Source organism: Actinomadura meyerae (assembly GCF_900188445.1).
Taxonomy (GTDB): Bacteria; Actinomycetota; Actinomycetes; order Streptosporangiales; family Streptosporangiaceae; genus Spirillospora; species Spirillospora meyerae.
The window spans coordinates 1-23782 of record NZ_FZOR01000016.1; the positions used below are offsets into that span (position 1 = coordinate 1).

Consider the following 23782-nt stretch of genomic DNA (forward strand, 5'->3'; position numbering starts at 1 on the left):
GCCACGGGGCGACTCAACCCTCCGAAGAGGACCGAGCCGATAAAGGCACTGGCTTTTAACACGCTGTTGAGTTCTCAAGAAACGGACACCCACCGCGCCGAACCCCGCTCTCGCGGACCCCGGCTCCGGGGCAACCCTTCAAGCTTATCCGATCTGTCCCGTTAGTCCAACTTCGGGGTAGATCGTCCTCGTACGTCCCAATCGACGGAGACGTGCGTCCCCACCGTGCTGGTCTGTAGAGGATCCCCGTCGGGGCCGGCCGCCTGCTCGGCGTCCCGCTCCCCCTTGGGGCGAGTAGAACACTAGATCCACCCGCCAGGAGCGTCAAATCAGCCCCTGCTACCGCGTAACCCCAGGTCAGATGTAGTTTTCCGGCCTTGGATGATGCCCCGTAGGGGCCCTCGTAACCGCACTGTGACGTGTATCTACCGAAGTTTGACCGTTCATGGCGAACGCCCGCCCGGTCGCCGGACCGGACGGGCGTTCGCGGGACGGTTCCCGGCGGCTCAGGCCGTCGCCACCTCCACGCCTCCCACGTTCCGCTTCCCGCGCCGCAGGACGAGGAACCGGCCGTGGAGGAGGTCGGATGGCGCCGGCACGGCGTCCTCCGACTCGACCTTGGCGTTGTTGAGGTACGCGCCGCCCTGGGCGATCGCGCGGCGCGCCTCCGACTTGCTCTTGCACAGGCCGGACCGCGCGAGGAGGTCCACCACGCTCGGCAGGTCACCGGACGGCACCTCGGCGCGCGGCACCTCCGCGAGCGCGGCCTGCAGCGTCCGCTCGTCCAGCTCCTCCAGGGAGCCCTGGCCGAACAGCGCACGGGAGGCCGCGATGACGCGGGCGGTCTCGTCCGCGCCGTGGACGAGCGTGGTCATCTCCTCGGCGAGCGCCCGCTGCGGGGCGCGGGCCGCGGGACGGTCGGCGCCCTGCTTCACCAGCTCCTCGATCTCCTCGCGGGAACGGAAGCTGAAGAACTTCAGGAACTTCTCCACGTCCCGGTCGTCGGCGTTGATCCAGAACTGGTAGAACGCGTACGGCGAGGTCAGCTCCGGGTCGAGCCAGTAGGTCTCGCCGCCGGCGGTCTTGCCGAACTTCGACCCGTCCGCCTTGGTCAGCAGCGGCGTGGTGAGCGCGTGCGCGGTGCCGCCCTCGACGCGGCGGATCAGGTCGACGCCCGCGGTCAGGTTGCCCCACTGGTCGCTACCGCCGGTCTGGAGCAGGCAGCCGTACCGCCGGTACAGCTCCAGGAAGTCCATCGACTGGAGCAGCACGTAGCTGAACTCGGTGTAGCTCATGCCGGTCGAGTCGAGGCGGGCCTTGACCGTCTCGCGGGCGAGCATCCGGTTGACCGGGAAGTGCTTGCCGATGTCGCGCAGGAACTCGATGGCCGACATCGGGCCCGTCCAGTCGAGGTTGCTGACCATGGTGGCGCCGGTCGGCCCCTCGTGGAAGTCGAGGAACTTCGACACCTGCCCGCGGACCCGCTCGACCCAGGCGGCGACGGTCTCCTCCGAGTTCAGGACGCGTTCGGCGCTCTTGCCGCTCGGGTCGCCGATCAGGCCGGTGGCGCCGCCGACGAGGCCGATGGGCCGGTGGCCGGCCCGCTGGAAGCGCCGCAGCGTGAGGATCTGGATCAGGTTGCCGAGGTGCAGGGAGGGCGCCGTCGGGTCGAAGCCGCAATAGAGCGTGACCGGTCCCGCGGCGAGCAAGGCCCGCAGTTCGTCCAGGTCGGTGGACTGCGCGATCAGGCCGCGCCACGCGAGATCGTCCAGGATGTCGGTCACGGTCTCCCTCGTCTCCGGCTTGCTTCCGTACGCCCACCAGCCTGCACGGGCGGGCGCGTGTCACGCCAACGATATTTCAACGGCCGGGGACCGCGCGGCCCGCGGTGGGCAGGACGCCGCGAGTCAGCCGTCGGCGGGGACCTTCCGGCGCTGCCGCGGGACGTGCGCGCGGTACGGGGACACGGTCGGATCGCCGTCGATCCAGAACCGCCACGGCACCTCCTTGGCGCCGTTCACGCCGGTGCGCGGGCCGTTGCGGATCAGCGCCGGGTCCGCGGGCTCGCCCGCGAGGACGGTCATCTCCCCGCCGGGCGTGCACACGTCCAGGCCGTTCTGCTCCCGGGCGACGCCGAGCGCCTGGCAGAGCCGCGCCGGGCCGCGGGCCAGGTCCCGGACGGTCGAGCGGGGGCGGCGCGCCCGCGCGAGATCCTCCCCCGCGATGATCTCGCCCGCGCGCAGCAGCACCGCCATGGACGTCCCGTCCGGCCCGCAGACGAGGTTCATGCAGAAGTGCATGCCGTAGGTGAAGTACACGTAGACGTGCCCGGGCGGCCCGAACATGACCTCGTTGCGCGGGGTCCGGCCGCGGTAGGCGTGGGACGCGGGGTCGAGCGGCCCCGCGTACGCCTCCACCTCGGTGAGCCGGGCGGCGACCTCCCCGTCCGGGGTGCGGTGGGCGATGACGTGGCCGAGCAGCGACGGCGCGACCTCCTCCACCGGGCGGTCGAAGAAATCCCGTGGCAGCAGCGCTCCGTCCATCGCCTCACCGTGGTCTAGGGGGCCGTTCTCCGCCGCCCAGCGTATTCCTCCGCCCGCACCGCCGCGGACGCGCCCGTCAGTCCTCGGCGGACGCCCACGCGGCGTGGTCGTTGACCAGGGCCCGCAGCGACTCGATCTGCTCGCGGACGCGGTCGGGCGCCGTCCCGCCGTACGCCTTGCGGGACGCCAGGGCCCCCTGGACGTTCAGCACCTCGCGGACGTCGGGCGTCAGGTGCGGCGACACCTTGGCGAGCTCCTCGTCGGTGAGGTCGTCGAAGTCCTTGTCGTTGACCTGGCACCAGACGACGAGGTGGCCGACGACCTCGTGCGCGTCGCGGAACGCCGTGCCGCGCCGGACGAGCAGCTCGGCGAGGTCGGTGGCGAGGGCGAAGCCGTCCGGGGCGAGGGCCTCCAGGCGCTCGGTGTTGACCCGCATCGTCGCGATGAGCCCGGACATGGCGGGCAGGACGAGCAGCAGCGTCTCGACGGCGTCGAACGCGCCCTCCTTGTCCTCCTGCAGGTCGCGGTTGTAGGTGAGGGGCAGGCCCTTGAGGGTGGTGAGCAGGCCGACGAGGTGGCCGATGAGGCGGCCCGCCTTGCCGCGCGCCAGCTCGGCGACGTCGGGGTTCTTCTTCTGCGGCATGATCGACGACCCGGTGGCGTAGGTGTCGTCCATCTCGATCCAGCGGAACTCCTGCGACGCCCAGAGGCAGATCTCCTCGCCGAGGCGCGACAGGTGCACGCCGATCAGCGCGGCGGCGAACAGGAACTCGGCGACGAAGTCGCGGTCGGCGACGGCGTCCATGGAGTTCGGCGCGGCGGCGTCGAAGCCGAGTTCGGCGGCGGTGGCCTGCGGGTCCAGCGGCAGCGACGAGCCGGCGAGGGCGCCGGAGCCGAGCGGGGAGACCGCCGCGCGCCGGTCCCAGTCGCGCAGCCGGTCGATGTCGCGGGTGAGCGGCTGGACGTGCGCGAGGAGCTGGTGCGAGAACAGCACGGGCTGGGCGTGCTGCAGGTGCGTCATGCCGGGCGCGGCGACGCCGAGGTTGTGCTCGGCCTGCGCGATCAGCGCGGTCTCCAGCTCGACCAGCCGGGAGACGATCTGCCGGGCGTGGTCGCGCAGGTAGAGGCGCAGGTCGGTGGCGACCTGGTCGTTGCGGCTGCGGCCCGCCCGGAGCTTGCCGCCGAGGGCGCCGAGGCGCTCCAGCAGGCCGCGCTCCAGGGCGGTGTGGACGTCCTCGTCGGCGACCGTCGGGCGGAACTCCCCGGAGCGGCACGCCTCCTCCAGGTCGTCCAGGGCACCGATCATCCGCTGCAGCTCGTCGTCGGTGAGCAGCCCCGCCCGGTTGAGGACGCGGGCGTGCGCGCGCGAGCCCATCAGGTCGTAGGGGGCGAGCCGCCAGTCGAACTGGACGCTCACCGAAAGCCGCGCGAGCGCGTCCGACGGTCCGCCCTCGAACCGGCCGCCCCACAGCCGCGTCGGTGCCTTCGTCACGAAATTCCCTCTTCTTCCCAACCGGTGATCGTTTGTCGTCCGCGCGCCACGCCCCGGCGCGCGGGAACGCCCGTGGAGAGCGTCCCCGCGCGCGGTGGCACGTCCGCCACAGGGTACGGCGAAACCGCCGTCCCCCGCGGCGCGTCCCGTCAGGCGCCCAGGTCGCGGTCGCGCTTGGCGGCGATCTTGCCGGGCAGGCTCCAGAGCTCGACGAACCCCTTGGCGAGGCTCTGGTCGAAGGCGTCGCCGGTGTCGTAGGTGGCGAGGTCGTAGCTGTAGAGCGAGGCGTCGCTGCGCCGGCCGGTGACGACGGCGCGCCCGCCGTGCAGGGTCATCCGGACGTCGCCGGACACGTGCTTCTGCGCGTCGGCGATGAAGGCGTCCAGGGACTGCTTGAGCGGCGAGAACCACAGGCCGTCGTAGACGAGCTCGCCCCAGCGCTGGTCGACGGACCGCTTGAAGCGGGCGAGGTCGCGCTCGACGGTGACGTTCTCCAGCTCCATGTGCGCGGCCATCAGCGCGATCGCGGCCGGGGCCTCGTACACCTCGCGGCTCTTGATGCCGACGAGCCGGTCCTCGACCATGTCGATGCGGCCGACGCCCTGCGCGCCCGCGCGCCGGTTCAGCTCGGCGACGACCTGGTACGGGGTGAGCGGGCGGCCGTCCAGCGCGACCGGCACGCCGGACGCGAAGGTGATGACGACCTCGTCGGCCTCGCGCGGCTCGGCCGGGTCGGCGGTGTACTCGTAGACGTCCTCGATGGGCCCGTTCCAGATGTCCTCCAGGAAGCCCGTCTCGACGGCGCGGCCCCACAGGTTCTGGTCGATGGAGTACGGCGACTTGGCCGACACGTCGATCGGCAGGCCCTTGTCCTCGGCGAACGCGATGGCCTTGTCGCGCGTCCAGGCGAAGTCGCGGGCGGGCGCGATGACCTTGAGGTCGGGGGCGAGGGCGGACAGGCCGGCCTCGAACCGGACCTGGTCGTTGCCCTTGCCGGTGCAGCCGTGCGAGACGGTGGTGCCGCCGAACTCCTTGGCGGCCGCCACCAGGTGCTTGACGATCAGCGGCCGGGACAGCGCCGACACCAGCGGGTAGCGGTCCATGTAGAGGGCGTTGGCCTGCATGGCCGGGACGCAGAAGTCGGCCGCGAACTCCTCCCTGGCGTCCACGACGACGGCCTCGGCGGCGCCGCAGGCGAGGGCCCGCTTGCGGATGGTGTCGAGGTCCTCGCCGCCCTGGCCGACGTCGACGGCGACGGCGATGACCTCGCCGCCGGTCTGCTCGGCGAGGTACGGGATGGCGACGGAGGTGTCCAGGCCCCCGGAATATGCGAGTACGACGCGCTCGCTCATGGTCTGTGTCTCCTGTGCGAAGTGTTCGGATTCGGAACGCTGGGATGCGGGGCCGCGCGCGGCCCCTAGCTTCGTCGTTCGCGCCCGCCGGTCAGCCTGAGGAGCGCCTGCGCGACGTCCTCCCCGCCGGTCGGGTCGCGGGCGATGACGAGGATCGAGTCGTCGCCCGCGACGGTCCCGAGGATCGTCGGCCACTCGGCGTGGTCGATCGCCGAGGCCAGGTACTGCGCGGCCCCGGGCGGGGTCCGCACCATGACCAGGTTGGCCGACGCCTCGGCCGAGACGAGCAGCTCCGCGGCGAGCCGGGAGAGCCGTCCGGTGAAGGTCTCGGCGGCCCCGGTGCGGGCCCGCCGGATCCGCTCGCCGCCCTCTCCGGGGACGGCGTAGATCAGGCTGCCGTCGTCGGCGCGCAGCTTCACCGCGCCGATCTCGACCAGGTCGCGCGACAGCGTGGCCTGGGTGACCTCGACGCCCTCGTCGCCGAGGAGCTTGGCGAGCTCCCCCTGCGAGTGGACGGGGTGCCGGGTCAGCAGCTCGATCACCCGGGCGTGCCGGGCGGCCTTGGTCATGGGGGTGGTCACCGGGAGCGCTCCAGCAGCCAGACGAGCAGCGCCTTCTGCGCGTGCAGCCGGTTCTCCGCCTCGTCCCAGACGCGGCTCTGGGGGCCGTCCAGGACGGACGCGGCGATCTCCTTCCCGCGGTAGGCGGGCAGGCAGTGCAGGACGACCGCCGCCGGGTCGGCGAGGGCGAGCAGCTCCTCGGTGACGGCGTACGGCTCGTAGCGCGAGGTGTCCTTGCCGTCCTGGCCCATCGAGACCCAAGTGTCGGTCGCGAGGACGTCGGCTCCGGCGGCGGCCGCCGCGGCGTCGGCGGTGACGGTCACGGACCCGCCGGTGGCGGCGGCGATCTCGGTGGCGCGGGCGACGACCGCGGGGTCGGGGGGCGTCGCGGCGGGGGCGCCGACGCGGACGTGCATCCCGGCGGTGGCGCAGCCGAGCAGGTAGGAGTGCGCCATGTTGTTGGCGCCGTCGCCGAGGTAGGCGAGGACGGCGCCGGCGAGGGCGCCCTTGGCCTCCCGGACGGTCTGCAGGTCGGCGAGGATCTGGCAGGGGTGGAACTCGTCGGTGAGGGCGTTGACGACCGGGACGGTGGTGCCGGCGGCCATCTCGTCGATGCGCTCCTGCCCGGCCGTCCGCCACACGATGGCGCTGACCTGCCGCTCCAGCACGCGGGCGGTGTCGGCGATCGTCTCGCCGCGGCCGAGCTGGCTCGTTCCGGCGTCCATGACGATGGGGTTGCCGCCGAGGTCGGCGATGCCGACGGTGAACGACAGCCGGGTCCGGGTGGAGGGCTTGTCGAACAGGACGGCGACCGACTGCGGGCCCTCCAGCGGCCGGTGGGCGAACCGGTCCTTCTTCACGGCCGCGGCGAGGTCGAGGACCTCGGCCTGCTCGGCGGGGGTCAGGTCGTCGTCGCGGAGGAAGTGCCTGGCCATGGTCACCCTTCCTGCGGGGAGGCGGCGTCGAGGATCGCGGGGAGCGCGTCGGTGAACGAGCGCGCCTGGGCGGCGGTGAGGACGAGCGGCGGCGCGATGCGCACCGCGTCCGGCTGCACCGCGTTGACCAGGAAGCCGGCGTCGCGGGCGGCGGCCTCCACGGCGGGCGCGTGCGGCCCGGTGAGGACGGCGGCGCGCCACAGCCCGCGGCCCCGCACGCCCGCGAGCAGCGGGTGCTCGACGGCGGCGATCCCGTCGGCGAGGACGTCGCCGACGGCGACGGCGTTGGCGAGCAGGCCGTCCTTCTCGATCGTGCCGAGGACGGCGAGGGCGGCTGCGGCGGCGACCGGGTTGCCGCCGAAGGTGCTGCCGTGGTCGCCCTTGGCGAACAGGTCGCCGTGCGGGCCGAACGCGACGCACGCCCCGATCGGCAGGCCCCCGCCGAGGCCCTTGGCGAGGGTGAGGACGTCGGGCCGCGCGCCCTCGTGCTCGAACGCGAACCAGGTGCCGGTGCGGCCGATCGCCGACTGGATCTCGTCGCCGACCAGCAGCGCGCCGGCGGCGTCGCAGATCTCGCGGGCGGCCGCGAGGTAGCCCGCCGGCGGCGGGACGACCCCGCCCTCGCCCTGCGCGGGCTCCAGGAACACGGCGGCGCAGTCCGCGCCGACGGCGGCCTTCAGCGCGTCCGCGTCACCGTAGGGGACGAACCGGACGTCGATGCCGAACGGCTCGAACGGCTCCCGGATCGACGCCTTGCCGGTCAGCGACAGCGCGCCCATCGTCCGGCCGTGGAACCCCTTCTCCGCGGCGACGAAGTACGACCGGCCGTTCGCCCTGCCGTACTTGATCGCGAGCTTGAGCGCGCACTCGTTGGCCTCGGTACCGCTGTTGGCGAGGAACACCCTCCCCTCGCCGCCGAGCAGCTCCCGCAGCCGCTCGGCGAGCAGCACCTCCGGCTCGTGCAGGAACAGGTTGGAGGTGTGCGCGAGCGTCGCGACCTGCGCCGACACCGCCTCGACGAGGGCCGGGTGCCCGTGCCCGAGCGAGCTGACCGCGATCCCGGCGATCAGGTCGAGGTACTCGCGGCCGGCGGTGTCCCACACCCGGCAGCCCTCGCCGCGGGCCAGCGCCAGCGGCGGCACGCCGTAGTTCGGCATGAACGCGGCCTCGAACCGCTCCCTGAGGCCGCTCACGGCGCCACCTCCGGGGACGCGCCCGGGAGGCTGGGCAGCACCATCGTTCCGATCCCTTCGTCGGTGAAGATCTCCAGCAGCAGTGAGTGCGGGACGCGGCCGTCCAGCACGTGGGCCTGCGGGACGCCGCCGCGCACGGCGGTCAGGCAGGCCTCCATCTTCGGGACCATGCCCGCCGACAGGCCCGGCAGCAGCGCGGCCAGCTCGTCGGTGGTGAGGCTGTCGATCACGTCGTCGCTGTCGGGCCAGTTCGCGTAGAGGCCGTCGACGTCGGTGAGGACGACCAGCTTCGCCGCGTCCAGCGCCACGGCCAGCGCGGCGGCGGCGGTGTCGGCGTTGACGTTGTAGACCTCGCCGTCGTCGCCGCGCGCGATGCTGGACACGACCGGGACGCGGCCGTCGTCCAGCAGTGCCCGCAGGGCGCCGACCTGGACCTCGACGATCTCGCCGACCTGGCCGATGTCGACGCGCTCGCCGTCGACGACCGCGTGCTTGCGCTCGGCGGTGAGCAGGTTCGCGTCCTCGCCGGACATGCCGAGCGCGAACGGGCCGTGCCGGTTGATGAGCCCGACCACGTCGCGCTGCACCTGCCCGGTCAGCACCATCCGGACGACCTCCATGGCCTCCGGCGTGGTGACCCGCAGCCCGGCGGTGAACGTCGAGTCGATGCCGTTGCGGGCGAGCGCCGCGTTGATCTGCGGGCCGCCGCCGTGCACGATCACCGGCTTCAGCCCGGCGTAGCGCAGGAACACGATGTCCTCGGCGAACGAGTGCCGCAGGGCCTCGTCCGTCATCGCGTGCCCGCCGTACTTGATCACGACGGTCTTGCCGTGGAACCGCTCCAGCCACGGCAGCGCCTTGATCAGCGTCTCGGCCTTCGGCAGCACGCCCGCCCGGTTGCCGCGGATCCGCGCCCCGCTGGTGACCGCGCTCATGTCGAGTACGCCGAGTTCTCGTGGACGTAGTCGGCCGTGAGGTCGGTCGTCCAGACGGTGGCGCTGTGCGGGCCCGCGGCGAGGTCGACGGTGATCGTCACGTCGCGGGGCCGCAGGTCGACCTTGTCGCGGTCGTCGCCGGACGCGCCGTTCCGGCACACCCACACGCCGTTGATCGCGACGTTGAGGTGGTCGGGCTCGAACACCGCGTCGGTGGTGCCGACCGCCGACAGCACCCGGCCCCAGTTCGGGTCCTCGCCGTGGATCGCGCACTTGAGCAGGTTGTTGCGGGCGATGGAGCGCCCGACGGCGACCGCGTCGTCCTCGGACGCGGCGCCGACGACCTCGATCGCGATGGCCTTGGACGCGCCCTCGGCGTCCACCAGCAGCTGCCGGGTCAGGTCGGCGCACACCTCGGTGAGCAGCGCGGTGAACTCCTCCTCGTCCGGGACGGTCCCGGCGGCGCCGGACGCCAGCAGCAGGACGGTGTCGTTGGTGGACATGCAGCCGTCGGAGTCGAGCCGGTCGAGGGTGGCGCCGGTCGCCGCGCGCAGCGCCCGGTCGAGCGTCGCGGCCGGCAGGTCGGCGTCGGTGGTGACGACGCAGAGCATGGTCGCCAGGGACGGCGCCAGCATGCCCGCGCCCTTGGCCATCGCGCCGATCATGTAGCCGCCGGCGCCCTGCCGGAAGGAGATCTTGGCGACGGTGTCGGTGGTGCGGATCGCGTCGGCGGCGGCGAGGCCGCCGTCGCCGCGCGACAGCTCGGCGGCGGCCTTGTCGACGCCGGGCAGCAGCAGGTCCATGTCCAGGCGCTCGCCGATCAGCCCGGTGGAGCAGACCGCGATCTCGCCGGCGGAGTCGTCCAGCAGCTCGGCGGCCTTCTCGGCGGTGGCGTGGGTGTCCTGGAAGCCGGGGGCGCCGGTGCAGGCGTTGGCGCCGCCCGCGTTCAGCACGACCGCGCGGACGCGGCCGCCCTTGAGGACCTGCTCGGACCACAGGACGGGCGCGGCCTTCACGCGGTTGCGGGTGAAGACTCCGGCCGCCGCGCGGGACGGCCCGTCGTTGACCACGAGGGCCAGGTCGCGGTTGCCGCTGGGCTTGAGCCCGGCGACGACGCCCGCTGCGCGGAAACCCCGGGGGGCGGTGACGCTCAAGGGGACACTCCGATCGTGGTCAGCCCGAGTTCTTCCGGGAGGCCGAGGGCGATGTTGGCGCTCTGGACCGCGCCGCCCGCGGTGCCCTTGGCGAGGTTGTCGACGGCGGCGACCACGACGATGCGGCCCGCCGCCTCGTCCAGGGCCGTCTGGAGGAGGACGGTGTTCGCGCCGAGCGTCATGGACGTGGCGGGCCACCGGCCCTCGGGGAGCAGGCCGGCGAACGGCTCGCCGGCGTAGGCCGCGGTGTAGGCGGCGCGCAGCGCCTCGGCGGTCACCCCGGGGCGGGCCTTGGCCGTGCAGGTGGCGAGGATGCCGCGGCTCATCGGCGCGAGCGTCGGGGTGAAGGAGACCGTGACCGGCTCCCCCGCGGCGGCGCTCAGGTTCTGCACCATCTCGGGCGTATGCCTATGCGTCCCGCCGACGCCGTAGGCGGACATCGAGCCCATCACCTCGCTGCCGAGCAGGTGCGGCTTGAGGGCCCGTCCCGCCCCGGAGGTGCCGGACGCGGCGACGACGACGGCGTCGGGTTCGGCGAGCCCGGCCGCGTACGCCGGGGCCAGCGCGAGCGACACCGCGGTCGGGTAGCAGCCCGGGACGGCGATCCTCCTGGCGCCGCGCAGCGCCTCCCGGTGGCCGGACAGCTCGGGCAGGCCGTAGGGCCAGGTGCCGGCGTGGGGGGTGCCGTAGAAAGCCTCCCAGGCGGCGGCGTCGCGGAGCCGGTGGTCGGCGCCGCAGTCGACGACCAGGACGTCCTCGCCGAGCTGCGCGGCGAGCGGCCCGGACTGGCCGTGCGGCAGCGCCAGGAACACCAAGTCGTGGCCGGACAGGGTCTCGGGGGTGGTCTCGGCCAGGACGCGCCCGGCCAGGGATCGCAGGTGGGGCTGGTGCGCGCCCAGTTCGGTGCCCGCGTTGGAGCCCGCCGTCAGCGCGCCGATCTCGAACTCTGGATGTCCCGCCAGGATGCGCAGCAGCTCGCCGCCCGCGTACCCGCTGGCGCCGGCGACCGCCGTCCGGATTCCCATCTCCCTGCCCTCTCGAAGACAACAAGCAAGAGTATGCAGGACCCTGGATGTCTATTCAACGCCGGGGCCCGGTTTTCCCACCTGTCGAGACGAGCGCCACACCGCGCGCCTCCTGCACGTCAACCGAAGTTGACATCACCCCAGCGTCAACCTATGTTGACGAGCATGGAGCTGCGAAGCGAGTATTTAGGGGGCTAAAGATTTGCTATCTAAAGTTCAGGCCCCTAACATCACCGCCATGGGGAACTTCGGGATCGACGACCTCAAGCTGTACGGCCCCATGGAGGAGTGGCCGGTCGGCCGGCTCTTCGCCGCGGCCTCGCGGCTGGCGGGCCCCGTCGTCTGGCGGATCGTCGAGAAGCACGGCATCAGCCCCGCCGGGTACTTCCTGCTGCGCCTGCTGATCGTCGAGGACGGCCTGCGCCCCGGCGAGGTCGCCAAGCGGCTGCACGTGACCCCCGCCACGGTCACCTCGGTGGTCGACACGCTGGAGCGCAACGGGCACGTGCGGCGCGAGCCGTCCTACCGCGACCGGCGCGGGGTCATGCTGCGCATCACCGACTCCGGCCGGGAACTGCTCGCCGAGAAGGCGGAGCCCATCGGGCGGGACCTCGGCCGCCTCTACGACGTCGCCGACCCGGAGGACGTCGAGGCGGTCCGCCGGTTCCTGCTCAGGCTGATCCAGCGGCTCGAGAACTACCCCCACGACAACGACCTGCACGACGACAACGACGACGACGAGGAAGCGGAGGGAGACGGCGCATGACCGAATCCCCGGAAGCGGCCGTCCGCACGGTCGGCCTGCGGAAGACCTATCCCCCGTCCGGGCCCCGCCCGGAGGTGCGCGCGGTGCGGGGCATCGACCTGGACGTCCCGCGCGGCGAGTTCTTCGGGCTCCTCGGCCCGAACGGCGCGGGCAAGTCCACCACCATCGGCATGCTCACCACGCTGGTCGTGCCGACCGGCGGCAGCGCCCACGTGACCGGCCTGGACGTGGTGAAGGACGCGGTCGAGATCAAGCGGCGCATCGGCGTGGTGTCGCAGAACAACACCCTCGACAGCGACCTGACCGTGGCCGAGAACCTGGAGTTCCGCGGCCGCTACTTCGGCCTCGGCGCCCGCGACGCCCGGCGCCGGGCCGGCGAGCTGCTGGAGCTGTTCGGGCTCACCGAGCAGCGCGGCGGCAACCCGTTCGAGATCTCCGGCGGGCAGGCCAAGCGGGTGATGATCTGCCGGGCCCTGATGCACGGGCCCGAGGTGCTGTTCCTGGACGAGCCGACCGCCGGCCTCGACCCGCAGACCCGCACCAACCTGTGGGAGGTGCTGCGCGGCCTCCAGGCGGGCGGGCAGACGATCCTCCTCACCACCCACTACATGGAGGAGGCCGAGGCGCTCTGCGACCGGGTCGCGGTCGTCGACCACGGCGAGGTCCTGGCCAGCGGCACCGTCGACCAGCTGAAGTCCAGCGCCGGCGCCGACACCGTCATCACCGTCAGCTACGACGCCCCCGCGCCGCAGGAGATCAAGAAGCTCTCCGACCGGGACGGCATCAGCAAGGTCGAGGTCACCGACGGCCAGGTGCGGGTGTTCGCCTCGGCCCCCGACGGGATCCTCGGCGAGCTCGTCACGATCGGCTCGTCCGCCGGCGTCGGCGTCACCGACGCCACCCAGCTCCGGCCCAGCCTGGAGACCGTCTTCCTCACCCTCACCGGAAGGGACTACCGCGAATGACCGCCTCCACGGCCCCCGCCGTCCTCGCCCCCCCGCCGCCGGCGCGGGCGACGGTCCCGCGCACGTTCGCCGCGATGATGGCGCGCGAGGCGCGCGTCATGCGCAAGAACTTCCTGTCGACGTTCGTCCGGGTGCTGGTGCAGCCGGTGATGTTCGTGTTCGTGTTCGCCTACGTCCTGCCGAAGCTCGGCGGCGGCGCGATGGCGGGCGGGCCGGGCGGGCCGTCGTTCTCCACCATCCTGCTGCCCGGCCTGGTCGGCTCGTCGATCATCATGCAGGCGATGATGGCCGTGATCTTCCCGCTGATGATGGAGCTGACCTGGCAGAAGTCGATCACCGACCGGGCGCTGGCACCGGTGCCGGTCCCGCTGCTGGCCGCGCAGAAGATCATCGCGGCGGCGGCGCAGGGGCTGATCGGCGGGCTGCTGGTGTTCCCGGCGGTGCTGTTCATCCACGCCGAGGGCGAGGCGCCCGATGTGCACGTGGACAACTGGCCGGTGCTGATCCTGGTCATGGTGGCCGGGGCGCTGCTGTCGGCGGCGGGCGGCCTGCTGCTCGGCACCCTCATGAACCCGCAGAAGGTCCAGGTCCTGTTCGCGATGGTGCTGCTGCCGATGACGATGCTCGGCTGCGTCTACTACCCGTGGTCGGCGCTCGACAGCATCCGCTGGCTGCAGATCGCGAGCCTGTTCAACCCCCTCGTCTACGTCAGCGAGGGGCTGCGCAGCGCGCTCACCCCAGACATCCCGCACATGCCGGTCTGGGCGTTCCTGCTGGCCATCGTCGGCGGGACGGTCCTGCTGACCTGGGCCGCGATGCGCACCTTCACCAAGCGCGTCCTCACCTGACAGGGAACGACCTGACCGGGAACGAACTGACCGCGAGCGCGAGCGGGGCCCGAGGGTTTTGCCAGCCCCCGGGCCCCTGTGGTTGCCGCCCAGTTCGCACGCCGGTCCCGGATGAACGCGGATCAGTCTGAACGCTCCGGCGCGTTGCCGTTACGCCATCGCCCCACGAGCGGAGCGAGCCGGATTCGAACCGGCATTTCCGGAGTCGCGTCCACGTCCGGGCGGACCGGCGATGAGCGGCGGATGCTGAGCTTCGAGCGAGAATCTGAGGTTGAGCGGGCGGCTGCCTCTACCGGTTGGGCCACCCCGGCGCGGGTGCCGGGGGCGGGATTCGAACCCGCACTGAACGCTCACCCTGGTCAGCTTCGGCTTCAGCTTCAGCTTGCGCTCCTCGCGCACCCCCCGCCTGGCGGGGGGAGTCCATTCTGTCGTCGCGGGCGGCCGGCCGCGGCGCGGGCGCCGCGGCCGGGACTCACCCGAAGATGTAGCCGAACACCGCGTCCCCGACCCGCTGGTCGGTCACCTCGGTGCCGTTGGCCTCCTCCCGCGCGAACTTCACCGCGTCCCGGAGCCGCTCGACGCGGTCGAGCAGCTCGTTGACCCGCCGGGCGGGCAGCGCGCCGGAGAACTTCACCGTCGTCCAGTGGCCGACGGCGATGTCCTCGTAGTACACCTCGACCTGCGCCGGGTGCTTGTCGGTCGCCTCCGCCTTGACGTGGTTGCGCGGCACCTTCTTGGTCTTCACCGTGCGGACGGGCTCCGTCCGCCACACGTCGGTGGACGGGTCGAAGGTCCACGTCTCGGCCGCGTCCAGGATCGGCAGCTTCCGCAGGAAGGCGTGCAGGTCGGTCAGCTGCTTCTCCAGGAACAGCAGGTAGGTGACCGGCACGTCGCGCAGCAGTGTCGTGCCGTCCACCGCCACGTCGGCGCGGGCGAGGCAGTTCGCCCAGTCCTTGGTGGCGGTGACGTCGAGCAGCCGCGTGAGCGAGCGCGTCACGTCGCGCAGGACGCCCTCCACCGTGACCTGCACGCGGGTGGACTCGGCGGGCAGCGGCTCGCCGTCCTCGTCCTTCGGCTGGTAGGTCCGCGAGATGCCCGACAGCAGCGGGGCCTTCTGCGTCGACTGGTGCGCCGCAGCCAGGTCCTGGGCGGACTTGCTCTTCACGCCCTTCTCGACCGCGATGATCTGGTTGAGCTTGGTCGGCATCGTTCACTTCCCCTCGTTCGCGACACGACCGTAGCAGCGGCGATATCGCATGATCACACCATTTTCGCTACTCCTCCAGGTCGGTCTCGGTGAGGCCGGACGCGCGGTCCATGCGCAGCCGGCGGGTCAGGCCGAGGGTCCGCAGGAACCGCAGGTCGTGGCTGACCACGATCAGCGCTCCCTCGTAGGCGGACAGGGCCTGGGCGAGCTGCGCGGCGCTGGCCATGTCGAGGTTGTTCGTCGGCTCGTCCAGCAGCAGCAGCTGCGGGGCGGGCTCGGCGAGCAGCAGCGACGCCAGCACGGCGCGGAACCGCTCGCCGCCCGACAGCGTCCCGGCGCGCTGCTCTGCGCGCGCGCCGCGGAACAGGAAGCGCGCGAGCCCGGCCCTGATGTCGGTCACCTTGGCCGAAGGCGCCTGGGCGCGGACGTTGTCGATGACGCTCAGGTCGTCGTCCAGGACGTCGAGCCGCTGCGGCAGGTAGCGGACGCCGTCGACGCCCATCGCGACCTCCGTCCCGGCGGGGACGCGCTCACCGGTGAGCATCCGCAGGAACGTCGTCTTGCCGGACCCGTTCGGGCCGGTCAGGGCGATCCGCTCCGGGCCCCGGACGATCAGCTCGGTGAGCGTCCCGGCCTCCGGCTCGGGCGCCGCCAGGCCGGTCACGGTGACGACCGTGCGGCCCGCCGGGACGCGGGTCGCCGGCAGCGCGACGCGGATCTCGGCGTCCGTGCGGACGGCCTCCTCCGCCTCGCTGAGCCGGGTCCGGGCACCGTCCAGCTTCTCCTCGTGCATGATGCGGTGCTTGCCGGCCGCGACCTGCGCCTGCCGCTTGCGCTCCTGCATGATGATCTTCGGTTCGCGCTTGCTCGCGTACATCTTGTCGCCGTACCGCCGGCGCCTGGCGAGTTTGACGTGGGCCTCCTCCAGTTCGCGCTTCTGCCTGCGCAGGTCGGTCTCGGCGGCCCTGACCGTGCGCTCGGCCGCCTCCCTCTCCACGGCGAGCAGCTCCTCGTAGCCGGTCAGGTTGCCGCCGAACGTCCGGATCGCGCCGTCCCGCAGGTCGGCGATCTCGTCGACGCGGTCGAGCAGCTCCCGGTCGTGGCTGACGAGCAGGAGCACGCCCGTCCAGGAGCCGACCGCGTCGTAGAGGCGCCGCCGGGCGTCCAGATCGAGGTTGTTGGTGGGTTCGTCGAGGAGCAGGACGTCGGGCCGGGCGAGGAACTGCGCCGCCAGTCCGACCATCACGGCCTCCCCGCCGGACAGGGTCGCGACGGTGCGGTCCAGGTCGAGGCGGTCGAGCCCGAGCCGGTCGAGCTCGGCGCGGGCGCGCTCCTCGACGTCCCAGTCGTCCCCGACCGCGGCGAAGTTCTCCTCGGTGGCCTCGCCGCGCTCGATAGCGTGCAGCGCGGTGCGGGCGGGGGCGATGCCGAGCAGGTCCGCGACGGTGGCCGCGCCGTCCAGGACGAGGTTCTGCGGCAGGTAGCCGACCTCCCCGTCGACGGCGACGGTGCCCGACGCGGGCCGCAGCTCACCGGCGATGATCCTCAGCAGGGTGGACTTGCCGGAGCCGTTGACGCCGATCAGCCCGGTCCGGCCGGTGCCGAACGCGGCGTCCAGGCCGTCCAGGACGACGGTGCCGTCGGCCCAGGCGAAGGACAGGTTCGAGCAGACGATGGCGAAAGACATGTGGGGCGGTCTCCATGGGTGTCGAAGCGGTTTCGGGCTGCATGGAGACACCGCGGGTCGCGCTACGCGCCGGCGGGCATGAGAAAGCCCGGCGGGACGAGAGTCCGCTCTGAGGTCACGTGCGCGGGCCGCCGACGGCCATACGCGCGGTGTCGGACCTCAGATCCTCAATGGACTCCCCTGCCGGGCGACAATGTGACGGCGTCAAGGTTACCCCACGCCTTAACGCAACACAAGTAGCAATAAGAGCCGATCCTGGAACGCGACCGCGCCCCCGGACCCGCGTCGGCGGGAACCGGGGGCGCGGCGGGACGCGTCAGGCGCCGCGGAGCACGGCTCCGGTGCGGTCGGACGCCACCGCCACGGCGGCGTCGCGGGCCTGCGACGCCTCCTCGGCGGTCAGCGTGCGGTCCGGCGCGCGGAACCGCAGCGAGTACGCCAGGGACTTGCGGCCCTCCCCCACCTGCTCGCCGGTGTAGACGTCGAACAGCCGGATCGACTCCAGCAGCTCGCCGGCGCCGTCGCGCAGCGCCGACTCGACCTCGGCGGCGGGCACCGCGGCGTCGACGACCAGCGCGACGTCCTGCGTGGCGACCGGGTAGGACGACACGTGCGGCGCGCGGACCGCGACCGGCTCGCCCAGGCGGCGCAGCTCCAGCTCCATCGCGCACGACCGCGCCGGCAGCCCGTACGCCTTGGTGACGCGCGGGTGCAGCTCGCCGGCGTGCCCGACGAGGGTGTCGCCCGCGTACAGGGCGGCGCAGCGGCCCGGGTGCCAGGGCGCGTGCTGGTCGGCCCGGACCGTCAGCTCCACCCCGACCTCGCGGGCCACCGTGCGGGCGGCCTCGATCGCGTCCGCCCACAGCGCCGGGCGCCCCTCGCCCCACCAGCCGGCCGGCTCGCGGTCGCCGGACAGCGCGACCGCCACCCGGTGCGGCTGGTCCGGCAGCGCCGCCTCCAGCTCCGCGACCTCCGCGGCCGTCGGGCCGCGGTCGACCGCGAGGCGGGGCGCGCGGTCCGGGGCGTCCGGGCGCGGCCGGAACACCACGCCCAGCTCGAACAGGGCGGTGTCGGGGAAGCCGCGCCCCACGTTGAGCGCCAGCGCCTTCAGCAGCCCCGGCAGCAGCGTGGTGCGCAGCAGCGGCTCCTGCTCCGACATCGGGTTGGCGAGGCGCAGCGTCCGGCGCCGCGCGTCGTCGTCCGGGAGCTGGAGGCCGTCCAGGTCCTTCTCGGCGATGAACGGGAAGGCCAGCGCCTCCACGTAGCCCGCGCCGGCGAGGGCGCGGCCGACGCGGCGGCGCAGCCGCTGCCGCGCGGTCAGCCCCTTCCCCGCCGCCGGGCGGGGCGCCCGCGCCGGGATGTCCTCGTAGCCCTCGAGGCGGATGACCTCCTCGGCGAGGTCGTTGGGGTCGGTCAGGTCGGGCCGCCACGACGGCGGGACCACGGTCAGCACGTCCTCGCCGGTCACCGCGCAGCCGACCTGCTCCAGCCTGCGGACGACCGCGTCCCGCCCGTAGGAGACGCCCGCGACCCGGTCGGGATGCCCGGCCGGAATCGTGATCTCGACCCGCTCGACCGGGGCCTGCACGTGCGTCACGCCCGGCACGACCTCCGCGCCGCCGAGCTCGGCGAGCAGCCGGACCGCCCGGTAGGAGGCGTACAGCGGCAGCTCGCGGTCGACGCCGCGCTCGAACCGGTGCGACGCCTCGCTGTGCAGCCGGTGCCGGCGGGCCATTCGGGCGGTGCCCATCGCGTCGAAGTGCGCGGCCTCGATGACCATGTCGGACGACCGCTCGTCGATCTCGGTGGCGAGCCCGCCCATCGTGCCGGCCATCGAGATCGGCCCCGACTCGTCGGTGATGAGGATGTCGTCGGGGTCGAGGGTCCGCTTGACGTGGTCGAGCGTCTCCAGCATCTCGCCGGGCGCGGCGCGCCGCACCGTGATCGGGCCGGTGAGCTTGCCGCGGTCGAACGCGTGCAGCGGCTGGCCCAGCTCCAGCATCAGGTAGTTGGTGACGTCGACCGCGAGCGACACCGGCCGCATCCCGGCGCGGTGCAGGCGGACCTGCATCCACATCGGGGTCCTGGCGTCGGGGTCGAACCCGCGCACCTCCCGCAGCACGAACCGGTCGCAGGCGGACGGGTCGCCGATGCCCGCCGGGTACGCCCCGCCCTGCTCGTCCGCGGCCGGGAGCTCCACATCGGCCGGGTCCCGGAACGGGACGCCGTAGGCGGTGGCCGCCTCGCGGGCGATGCCGCGGATCGACAGGGCGTAGCCGCGGTCGGGCGTGACGGCGATGTCGAGGACGTCGTCGCGCAGCCCGAGCAGCTCGACCGCGTCGGCGCCGACCGGCGCGTCCGGCGGCAGGACCAGGATGCCGCCGTGGTCGTCGCCGATGCCGAGCTCGGTGACCGAGCAGATCATGCCCTCCGACATGCGCCCGTAGGTCTTGCGCGCGCCGATCTCGAACCCGCCGGGCAGGACCCCGCCGGGCAGGACCACCACGACGCGGTCGCCGACCGCGAAGTTGGTGGCGCCGCACACGATGCTCTGCGGCTCGCCGGTGCCGTTGGCGTCGCCGACGTCCACCCGGCAGTGCCGGATCGGCTTCTTGAAGCCGGTCAGCTCCTCGATCTCCAGCACCTCGCCGACGACGAGCGGGCCGGCGATGTCGGCGCCGGCCTCCTCGACCGTCTCGACCTCCAGGCCCGCCGCGATCAGCTCGGCGGCCAGGGCCCGGCCCGTGACGCCGGCGGGCAGCTCGACGTACTCGCGCAGCCAGGAAAGCGGGGCCCGCATCAGATCTCCATCCCGAACGGGAGGGTGAACCGGACGTCGCCCTCCACCATGTCGTACATGTCCTCCACGCCGTGCCGGAACATCAGCGTCCGCTCGACGCCCAGCCCGAACGCCCAGCCGCTGTAGCGGTCGGCGTCGACCCCGCACGCCACCAACACCCGCGGGTTGACCATGCCGCAGCCGCCCAGCTCGATCCAGCCCTCCGAGCTGCACGTCCGGCACGGCTCGCCGCCCGGCTCCGCGGACGCGCCGCGGCACACGAAGCACTGCATGTCCACCTCGGCGGACGGCTCGGTGAACGGGAAGTACGACGGGCGGAACCGCGTCTTCAGCCCCTCGCCGAACATCCCGGTGACGAACGCGTCGATGCCGCCGCGCAGGTCGGCCATCGTCAGCCCCTCGTCGACCGCGAGGCCCTCCAGCTGGTGGAAGACGGGGCTGTGCGTGGCGTCCAGCTCGTCGGTGCGGAACGTGCGCCCCGGCGCGACCACGTACACCGGCAGCTCCCGGGACAGCAGCGACCGGATCTGCATCGGCGAGGTGTGCGTGCGCATCACCAGGCCGGACCCCTCCGACTCCACGAAGAACGTGTCCTGCATGGTGCGGGCCGGGTGGTCGGGCAGGAAGTTGAGCGCGTCGAAGTTGTACCACTCCGCCTCGACCTCGGGGCCCTCGGAGACCTCGAAGCCCATGGAGACGAAGACGTCGGCCATCCGCTCCTGCATCGTGGTCAGCGGGTGGCGGGCGCCGCGGGGCGCCCGGTCCCACGGGAGGGTGACGTCGACGGTCTCCTCGACGAGGACGCGCCGGTCGCGCTCCTCCTCCAGCTCCGCCTGGCGCTCCTTCAGCGCCTTGGACACCGCGCCGCGGGCGGCGCCGATGCGCTTGCCCGCCTCGGCGCGGGCGGCGGGCGGCAGGGCGCCGATCTCGCGGTTGGCCAGGGCCAGCGGGGAGCGGTCGCCGGCGTGCGCCAGGCGGACCTGCTTCAGCGCGTCGAGGTCGGGCGCCGCGGCGATGGCCGCGAGCGCCTCCGTGCGGGCCCGCTCCACCTCCTCGGGCTTCAGCGCGGAGACCTCGACGGGGTCATAGGACTTGTTGGGTGCAGACATGGTGGTGTGATCGACTCCGGTCGGCGTGGGACGCCCGCAGTCTAGTCCGCGGGCGGTGAAGATCCGGAAAGTGTGCGCGTGACGCGCTGGCCCGATCAGGGGCCCGGTGCCGTGCCGGCGGCGGCGGCGCGCCGCTCAGCCGGCGTAGTCGGGGGCCCCTGCGGGCACGGTAAATCGGAACTCGGCGCCGCCGCCGGGCGCCCGCCGCACGGTGATCACGCCGCCGTGCGCCTCGACCAGGCCCTTGACGATGTAGAGCCCGAGGCCGGTGCCGCCGCGGCGGTTGCCGCCGGGGCCGCGCCAGAACTGCCGGAAGACGCGCTGGGCGGCCTCGGGCGGGATGCCCTCGCCCTCGTCGCGCACCGACACGGCCGCTCCCTCCTCATGCGCGTCCGGCTCCACCACGATTGTGACGGTACCCGCTCCGTGCCGCACCGCGTTTTCCAGAAGGTTGCCGAGGATCTGGTCCATCTTGTCGGGATCGAGCCACATCTCGGGCAGCTCGCCGCGCGCCTCGAACCGGAACCGGTCGGCCGGGTCGCCGGCCGCGACCCGGCCCGCGATGACCTTGCGGACCTCCTCGGGCAGGTCGACGACCTGGCGGCGCATCTCCAGCCGGCCCGCCTCGATGCGGGACACGTCCAGCAGCTCGGTGATCAGCCGGGTGACCCGGTCGGCGTCGGCGTTGACGGTCTCCAGCATGACGCGCTTCTGGTCGTCGTTGAACCGGTGCCACTTGGCCAGCAGCGTCGCGGTGAAGCCCTTCACGCTGGTCAGCGGCGAGCGCAGCTCGTGCGCCACGGTCGAGACGAGGTCGGCGCGGTCGCGCTCCTGGCGGGCGCGGTGCACGGCGTCGCGCAGGCAGACGGTGAACCGTTCCACCCGGCCCCGCTCGTCGCGCCGGTACGCGGCCGTCACCAGGACCTCGGTGCCGCCCGGCAGGAACAGCACGCGCTCGGGATGGCGGGTGCGGGTGCGCAGGCCCTCGTAGGGGGCCAGGCACTTCCACCAGTCGCGGCCCTCGGCGTCGTGCAGCGACAGCACGTCGCGGAAGTCGCGGCCGACGGCCGACTCGGCGCGGACGCCGGTGATCCGCGCGGCGGCGGCGTTGAACACCAGCACGCGGGCGTCCCGGCCGGCGACCAGCAGCCCGTCGGGCAGGTCGTCCGCGGCGTCCCACCCGGTGCCCGCCGCGTCCCCTCGCCCGGGCACGCGCGCGGCCACGAGAGGGGACTCCTCTCCGCCCACAGCGGCCTCCAGAACACCGTTGAGAACGCGGCCTGTCGAAAAGAGACTCTAGCCGGAACCGGCCGTCTTGCGGGACCCGGAAACCGCCCGGCGGCAAGGCATCTGTAGCCTCCCGGGCGGGGTGCCGCCCCGCCCGGAGGCGGCCTCACCAGCCCGTACCCGTGCCCCGCGCACGGCGCCCGGGGCGGGCTCCTGACCCGGGCCCCTGACCCCGGCTCCGGTGATCACGGCTCCGGTGATCACGAGCCCGGTGATCACGAGCCCTGCGAGCGCGGCCGGGTGACCGCGGCCCCGGCCGGGGCCCTCAGCGGGACCCCGCCGACGGGCCGTAGGCGGCGCACGCGGCGTCGGCCCCGGCGTTGATCGCGAACAGCCGGTGCAGCCCGGTGATGCGCAGCAGCCGCAGCTGGGCGGGCCGCACCCCGGTCAGCGCGATCTCGCCGCCGTCCGCCGCGATCTGGTTGTGCGCGGCGACCAGCGCGCCGAGCCCGGCCGCGTCGCAGAACGGGACGGCGCCGAAGTCGGCCACCAGCCGGCGCGTCCCCGTGCCGCGCAGCCGGCCGTGCAGCTCGACGAGCCCGTCGCGCAGCGCGCCCGCGGTGCGCAGGTCGATCTCCCCGGCCACGGTCACCACGGCCGCGTCGCCGCGGACCCGGGCGACCTCGATCCGCAGCCCGGCGGCCACCGCCGGGCCCGCCGCGGAACCCGCCGCGGGGGCGGGCGCCCCGCCCGGGGCGCGGCCCGCGGCCGCCCCCGCCCGGCACCGGACCTCCGGCACGCGCCGGCCCGATCTCCCGGCCGGCCTGCTCCCCTCGGTCATCACGTTCGCCCCCACTCTGCTCGGCGTCCTCGCCGCCCCTGGTCGACGCACTGGTCAACGCACTGATCAACACGGTAGGCGCGGGCCCGGGGCGGCGTTGTCCCCCGCCGGCCCCAACCCGGCCTCCTCCCTGCGGACGAGCCGCACGGCCGCGGCGGGCCCCCGCCTGCCGCGTGTGCGCGATCCATCCTCCCAGCTCAACCGCCGGAGAGCGGCACTGAACGCGACCGCTTGCGGCCATCCGATCACAGATCGCAGTGAACCGCCGCGACCTTCCGCCCGTACGGCGCCGGGTCGGCGCGCGGGCGTCACGCGCCGCGCTGGGCGCGCGCCGAGGCGTAGAGGCATACGGCTGCGGCCGTCGCCAGGTTCAGGCTCTCGGCCCGGCCGTAGATGGGCACGCGCACGACCTCGTCCACGTGCCGGAGTATCTCGTCGGGCAGGCCCCAGGCCTCGTTCCCGAACACCCATGCGGTGGGCCGGGCGAGCAGCCCCGCGTCGATCGCGTCGTCGAGGGTGCGCTCGCCCGCGCCGTCGGCGGCCAGCACGGTGAGCCCCGCGCCCTTCAGCTCGGGGATCAGCGCGTCGAAGCGCGGGCCGGTGACGACCGGCAGGTGGAACAGGCTGCCCGCCGACGCCCGCACGCACTTGCCGTTGTAGGGGTCGACGGACGCGTCGGTGAACACGACCGCCTCCGACCCGGCCGCGTCGGCGGTGCGCAGGACCGTGCCCGCGTTGCCGGGGTCGCGGACGTGCGCGAGGACGGTCACCAGCCGCGGCCGGGCCCGCAGGGCCTCGGCGAGCGGCACGTCGACGAACTCGCAGACCGCCAGCAGCCCCTGGGGGGTGACGGTCTGCGCCAGTTCGGCCATGACCTCGCCGCTGACCCGCAGCACCGGCGCGCCGGCGCGCTCGGCGGCGGCGACCAGTTCGGGGTGGCGGGCCTCCGCCTCGGCGGTGGTGAACAGCTCGGCGAGGCCGCCGGGGATCTCCAGCGCCTCCCGGACCGCCTGCGGCCCCTCGGCGAGGAACCGGTTCTCGCGGCGCCGGAAGGCTCGCTTGGCGAGCCGCCGAGCGGACTTCACCCGTGGTGATCGGAGGGAGGTCAGCTCGCGGCCCGCCATGTCGCCGTACTCGCCCGTA

At 73.5% G+C, this 23782-nt stretch carries 20 protein-coding genes; 3 read left to right on the plus strand and 17 right to left on the minus strand.

Features of this window, described 5'->3' with window-relative positions; genetic code table 11:
• Positions 1–506: 506 nt before the first annotated feature.
• The 10 genes from tyrS to argC all read right to left on the minus strand — a co-directional run bounded on the left by tyrS (position 507) and on the right by argC (position 11189).
• A complete protein-coding gene (gene tyrS, locus CHF16_RS17755; protein WP_089327179.1) occupies positions 507–1784 on the minus strand; it encodes a tyrosine--tRNA ligase in 1278 nt (425 codons plus the stop codon).
• Between the two features lie 123 nt (positions 1785–1907).
• Positions 1908–2543, minus strand: coding sequence for a DNA-3-methyladenine glycosylase (locus CHF16_RS17760; RefSeq protein WP_089327180.1), 636 nt, complete (start codon positions 2541–2543; stop codon positions 1908–1910).
• Between the two features lie 76 nt (positions 2544–2619).
• On the minus strand, positions 2620–4035 hold the full coding sequence (argH, locus tag CHF16_RS17765; protein WP_089327181.1) for an argininosuccinate lyase: 1416 nt from the start codon (positions 4033–4035) through the stop codon (positions 2620–2622).
• A 149-nt stretch (positions 4036–4184) separates the two neighbouring features.
• Positions 4185–5387 (minus strand): argininosuccinate synthase, encoded by a 1203-nt coding sequence (locus CHF16_RS17770; protein ID WP_089327182.1) that lies wholly within the window; start codon positions 5385–5387, stop codon positions 4185–4187.
• Between the two features lie 65 nt (positions 5388–5452).
• Positions 5453–5956 carry an arginine repressor gene (locus CHF16_RS17775; RefSeq protein WP_089327309.1) on the minus strand — a complete coding sequence of 168 codons (504 nt, stop codon included), beginning with the start codon at positions 5954–5956 and terminating at the stop codon, positions 5453–5455.
• An 8-nt stretch (positions 5957–5964) separates the two neighbouring features.
• On the minus strand, positions 5965–6882 hold the full coding sequence (argF, locus tag CHF16_RS17780) for an ornithine carbamoyltransferase (protein ID WP_089327183.1): 918 nt from the start codon (positions 6880–6882) through the stop codon (positions 5965–5967).
• Positions 6883–6884: 2 nt separating this feature from the next.
• Positions 6885–8075, minus strand: coding sequence for an acetylornithine transaminase (locus CHF16_RS17785; protein WP_281259369.1), 1191 nt, complete (start codon positions 8073–8075; stop codon positions 6885–6887).
• Positions 8072–9010 (minus strand): acetylglutamate kinase, encoded by a 939-nt coding sequence (gene argB, locus CHF16_RS17790; RefSeq protein WP_089327184.1) that lies wholly within the window; start codon positions 9008–9010, stop codon positions 8072–8074. The genes CHF16_RS17785 and argB overlap by 4 nt, the downstream gene beginning before the upstream one ends.
• Complete coding sequence (argJ, locus tag CHF16_RS17795; protein ID WP_089327185.1) at positions 9007–10164, minus strand: bifunctional glutamate N-acetyltransferase/amino-acid acetyltransferase ArgJ; 1158 nt, start codon at positions 10162–10164, stop codon at positions 9007–9009. Before argJ ends, argB begins: the two co-directional genes overlap by 4 nt.
• Positions 10161–11189 (minus strand): N-acetyl-gamma-glutamyl-phosphate reductase, encoded by a 1029-nt coding sequence (argC, locus tag CHF16_RS17800; RefSeq protein WP_089327186.1) that lies wholly within the window; start codon positions 11187–11189, stop codon positions 10161–10163. Before argC ends, argJ begins: the two co-directional genes overlap by 4 nt.
• A gap of 238 nt (positions 11190–11427) precedes the next feature.
• On the opposite strand from argC, the gene CHF16_RS17805 reads away from it, so the two are divergent.
• Genes CHF16_RS17805 through CHF16_RS17815 form a run of 3 tightly spaced genes read left to right on the plus strand, consistent with a single transcriptional unit; the run spans position 11428 to position 13768 of the window.
• On the plus strand, positions 11428–11955 hold the full coding sequence (locus tag CHF16_RS17805; RefSeq protein WP_089327187.1) for a MarR family winged helix-turn-helix transcriptional regulator: 528 nt from the start codon (positions 11428–11430) through the stop codon (positions 11953–11955).
• Positions 11952–12920, plus strand: coding sequence for an ABC transporter ATP-binding protein (locus CHF16_RS17810; RefSeq protein ID WP_089327188.1), 969 nt, complete (start codon positions 11952–11954; stop codon positions 12918–12920). The genes CHF16_RS17805 and CHF16_RS17810 overlap by 4 nt, the downstream gene beginning before the upstream one ends.
• A complete protein-coding gene (locus tag CHF16_RS17815) occupies positions 12917–13768 on the plus strand; it encodes an ABC transporter permease (RefSeq protein ID WP_089327189.1) in 852 nt (283 codons plus the stop codon). The genes CHF16_RS17810 and CHF16_RS17815 overlap by 4 nt, the downstream gene beginning before the upstream one ends.
• Positions 13769–14240: 472 nt before the next feature.
• Here the strand turns inward: CHF16_RS17815 and CHF16_RS17820 are convergent, their stop codons facing one another.
• From CHF16_RS17820 to CHF16_RS17850, 7 genes are all read right to left on the minus strand, one after another.
• Entirely contained in the window at positions 14241–14975 is a 735-nt protein-coding gene (locus CHF16_RS17820) for a DUF7873 family protein (protein WP_089327190.1), read from the minus strand.
• Between the two features lie 67 nt (positions 14976–15042).
• Positions 15043–16662, minus strand: coding sequence for an ABC-F family ATP-binding cassette domain-containing protein (locus tag CHF16_RS17825; protein WP_089327191.1), 1620 nt, complete (start codon positions 16660–16662; stop codon positions 15043–15045).
• A 316-nt stretch (positions 16663–16978) separates the two neighbouring features.
• Positions 16979–19462, minus strand: a complete 2484-nt coding sequence (gene pheT / locus CHF16_RS17830; RefSeq protein ID WP_089327192.1) for a phenylalanine--tRNA ligase subunit beta — start codon at positions 19460–19462, stop codon at positions 16979–16981.
• Complete coding sequence (gene pheS, locus CHF16_RS17835; RefSeq protein ID WP_089327193.1) at positions 19462–20571, minus strand: phenylalanine--tRNA ligase subunit alpha; 1110 nt, start codon at positions 20569–20571, stop codon at positions 19462–19464. Before pheS ends, pheT begins: the two co-directional genes overlap by 1 nt.
• Before the next feature lie 135 nt (positions 20572–20706).
• Positions 20707–21795, minus strand: coding sequence for a sensor histidine kinase (locus CHF16_RS17840; RefSeq protein WP_089327194.1), 1089 nt, complete (start codon positions 21793–21795; stop codon positions 20707–20709).
• Between the two features lie 328 nt (positions 21796–22123).
• On the minus strand, positions 22124–22597 hold the full coding sequence (locus CHF16_RS17845) for an anti-sigma factor antagonist (protein WP_218826716.1): 474 nt from the start codon (positions 22595–22597) through the stop codon (positions 22124–22126).
• Between the two features lie 350 nt (positions 22598–22947).
• Complete coding sequence (locus CHF16_RS17850; protein ID WP_089327196.1) at positions 22948–23763, minus strand: TrmH family RNA methyltransferase; 816 nt, start codon at positions 23761–23763, stop codon at positions 22948–22950.
• Positions 23764–23782 lie beyond the last annotated feature (19 nt).

Bases quoted from the DNA above. Each gene is read 5' to 3' on its own strand.
- argF (WP_089327183.1), bottom strand. From the start codon at position 6,882: ATGGCCAGGCACTTCCTCCGCGACGACGACCTGACCCCCGCCGAGCAG.
- pheS (WP_089327193.1), bottom strand. From the start codon at position 20,571: ATGTCTGCACCCAACAAGTCCTATGACCCCGTCGAGGTCTCCGCGCTG.
- CHF16_RS17760 (WP_089327180.1), bottom strand. From the start codon at position 2,543: ATGGACGGAGCGCTGCTGCCACGGGATTTCTTCGACCGCCCGGTGGAG.
- argB (WP_089327184.1), bottom strand. From the start codon at position 9,010: ATGAGCGCGGTCACCAGCGGGGCGCGGATCCGCGGCAACCGGGCGGGC.
- CHF16_RS17770 (WP_089327182.1), bottom strand. From the start codon at position 5,387: ATGAGCGAGCGCGTCGTACTCGCATATTCCGGGGGCCTGGACACCTCC.
- CHF16_RS17825 (WP_089327191.1), bottom strand. From the start codon at position 16,662: ATGTCTTTCGCCATCGTCTGCTCGAACCTGTCCTTCGCCTGGGCCGAC.
- CHF16_RS17820 (WP_089327190.1), bottom strand. From the start codon at position 14,975: ATGCCGACCAAGCTCAACCAGATCATCGCGGTCGAGAAGGGCGTGAAG.
- argC (WP_089327186.1), bottom strand. From the start codon at position 11,189: ATGGGAATCCGGACGGCGGTCGCCGGCGCCAGCGGGTACGCGGGCGGC.
- CHF16_RS17815 (WP_089327189.1), top strand. From the start codon at position 12,917: ATGACCGCCTCCACGGCCCCCGCCGTCCTCGCCCCCCCGCCGCCGGCG.
- CHF16_RS17850 (WP_089327196.1), bottom strand. From the start codon at position 23,763: ATGGCGGGCCGCGAGCTGACCTCCCTCCGATCACCACGGGTGAAGTCC.
- CHF16_RS17805 (WP_089327187.1), top strand. From the start codon at position 11,428: ATGGGGAACTTCGGGATCGACGACCTCAAGCTGTACGGCCCCATGGAG.
- CHF16_RS17810 (WP_089327188.1), top strand. From the start codon at position 11,952: ATGACCGAATCCCCGGAAGCGGCCGTCCGCACGGTCGGCCTGCGGAAG.
- CHF16_RS17775 (WP_089327309.1), bottom strand. From the start codon at position 5,956: ATGACCAAGGCCGCCCGGCACGCCCGGGTGATCGAGCTGCTGACCCGG.
- pheT (WP_089327192.1), bottom strand. From the start codon at position 19,462: ATGCGGGCCCCGCTTTCCTGGCTGCGCGAGTACGTCGAGCTGCCCGCC.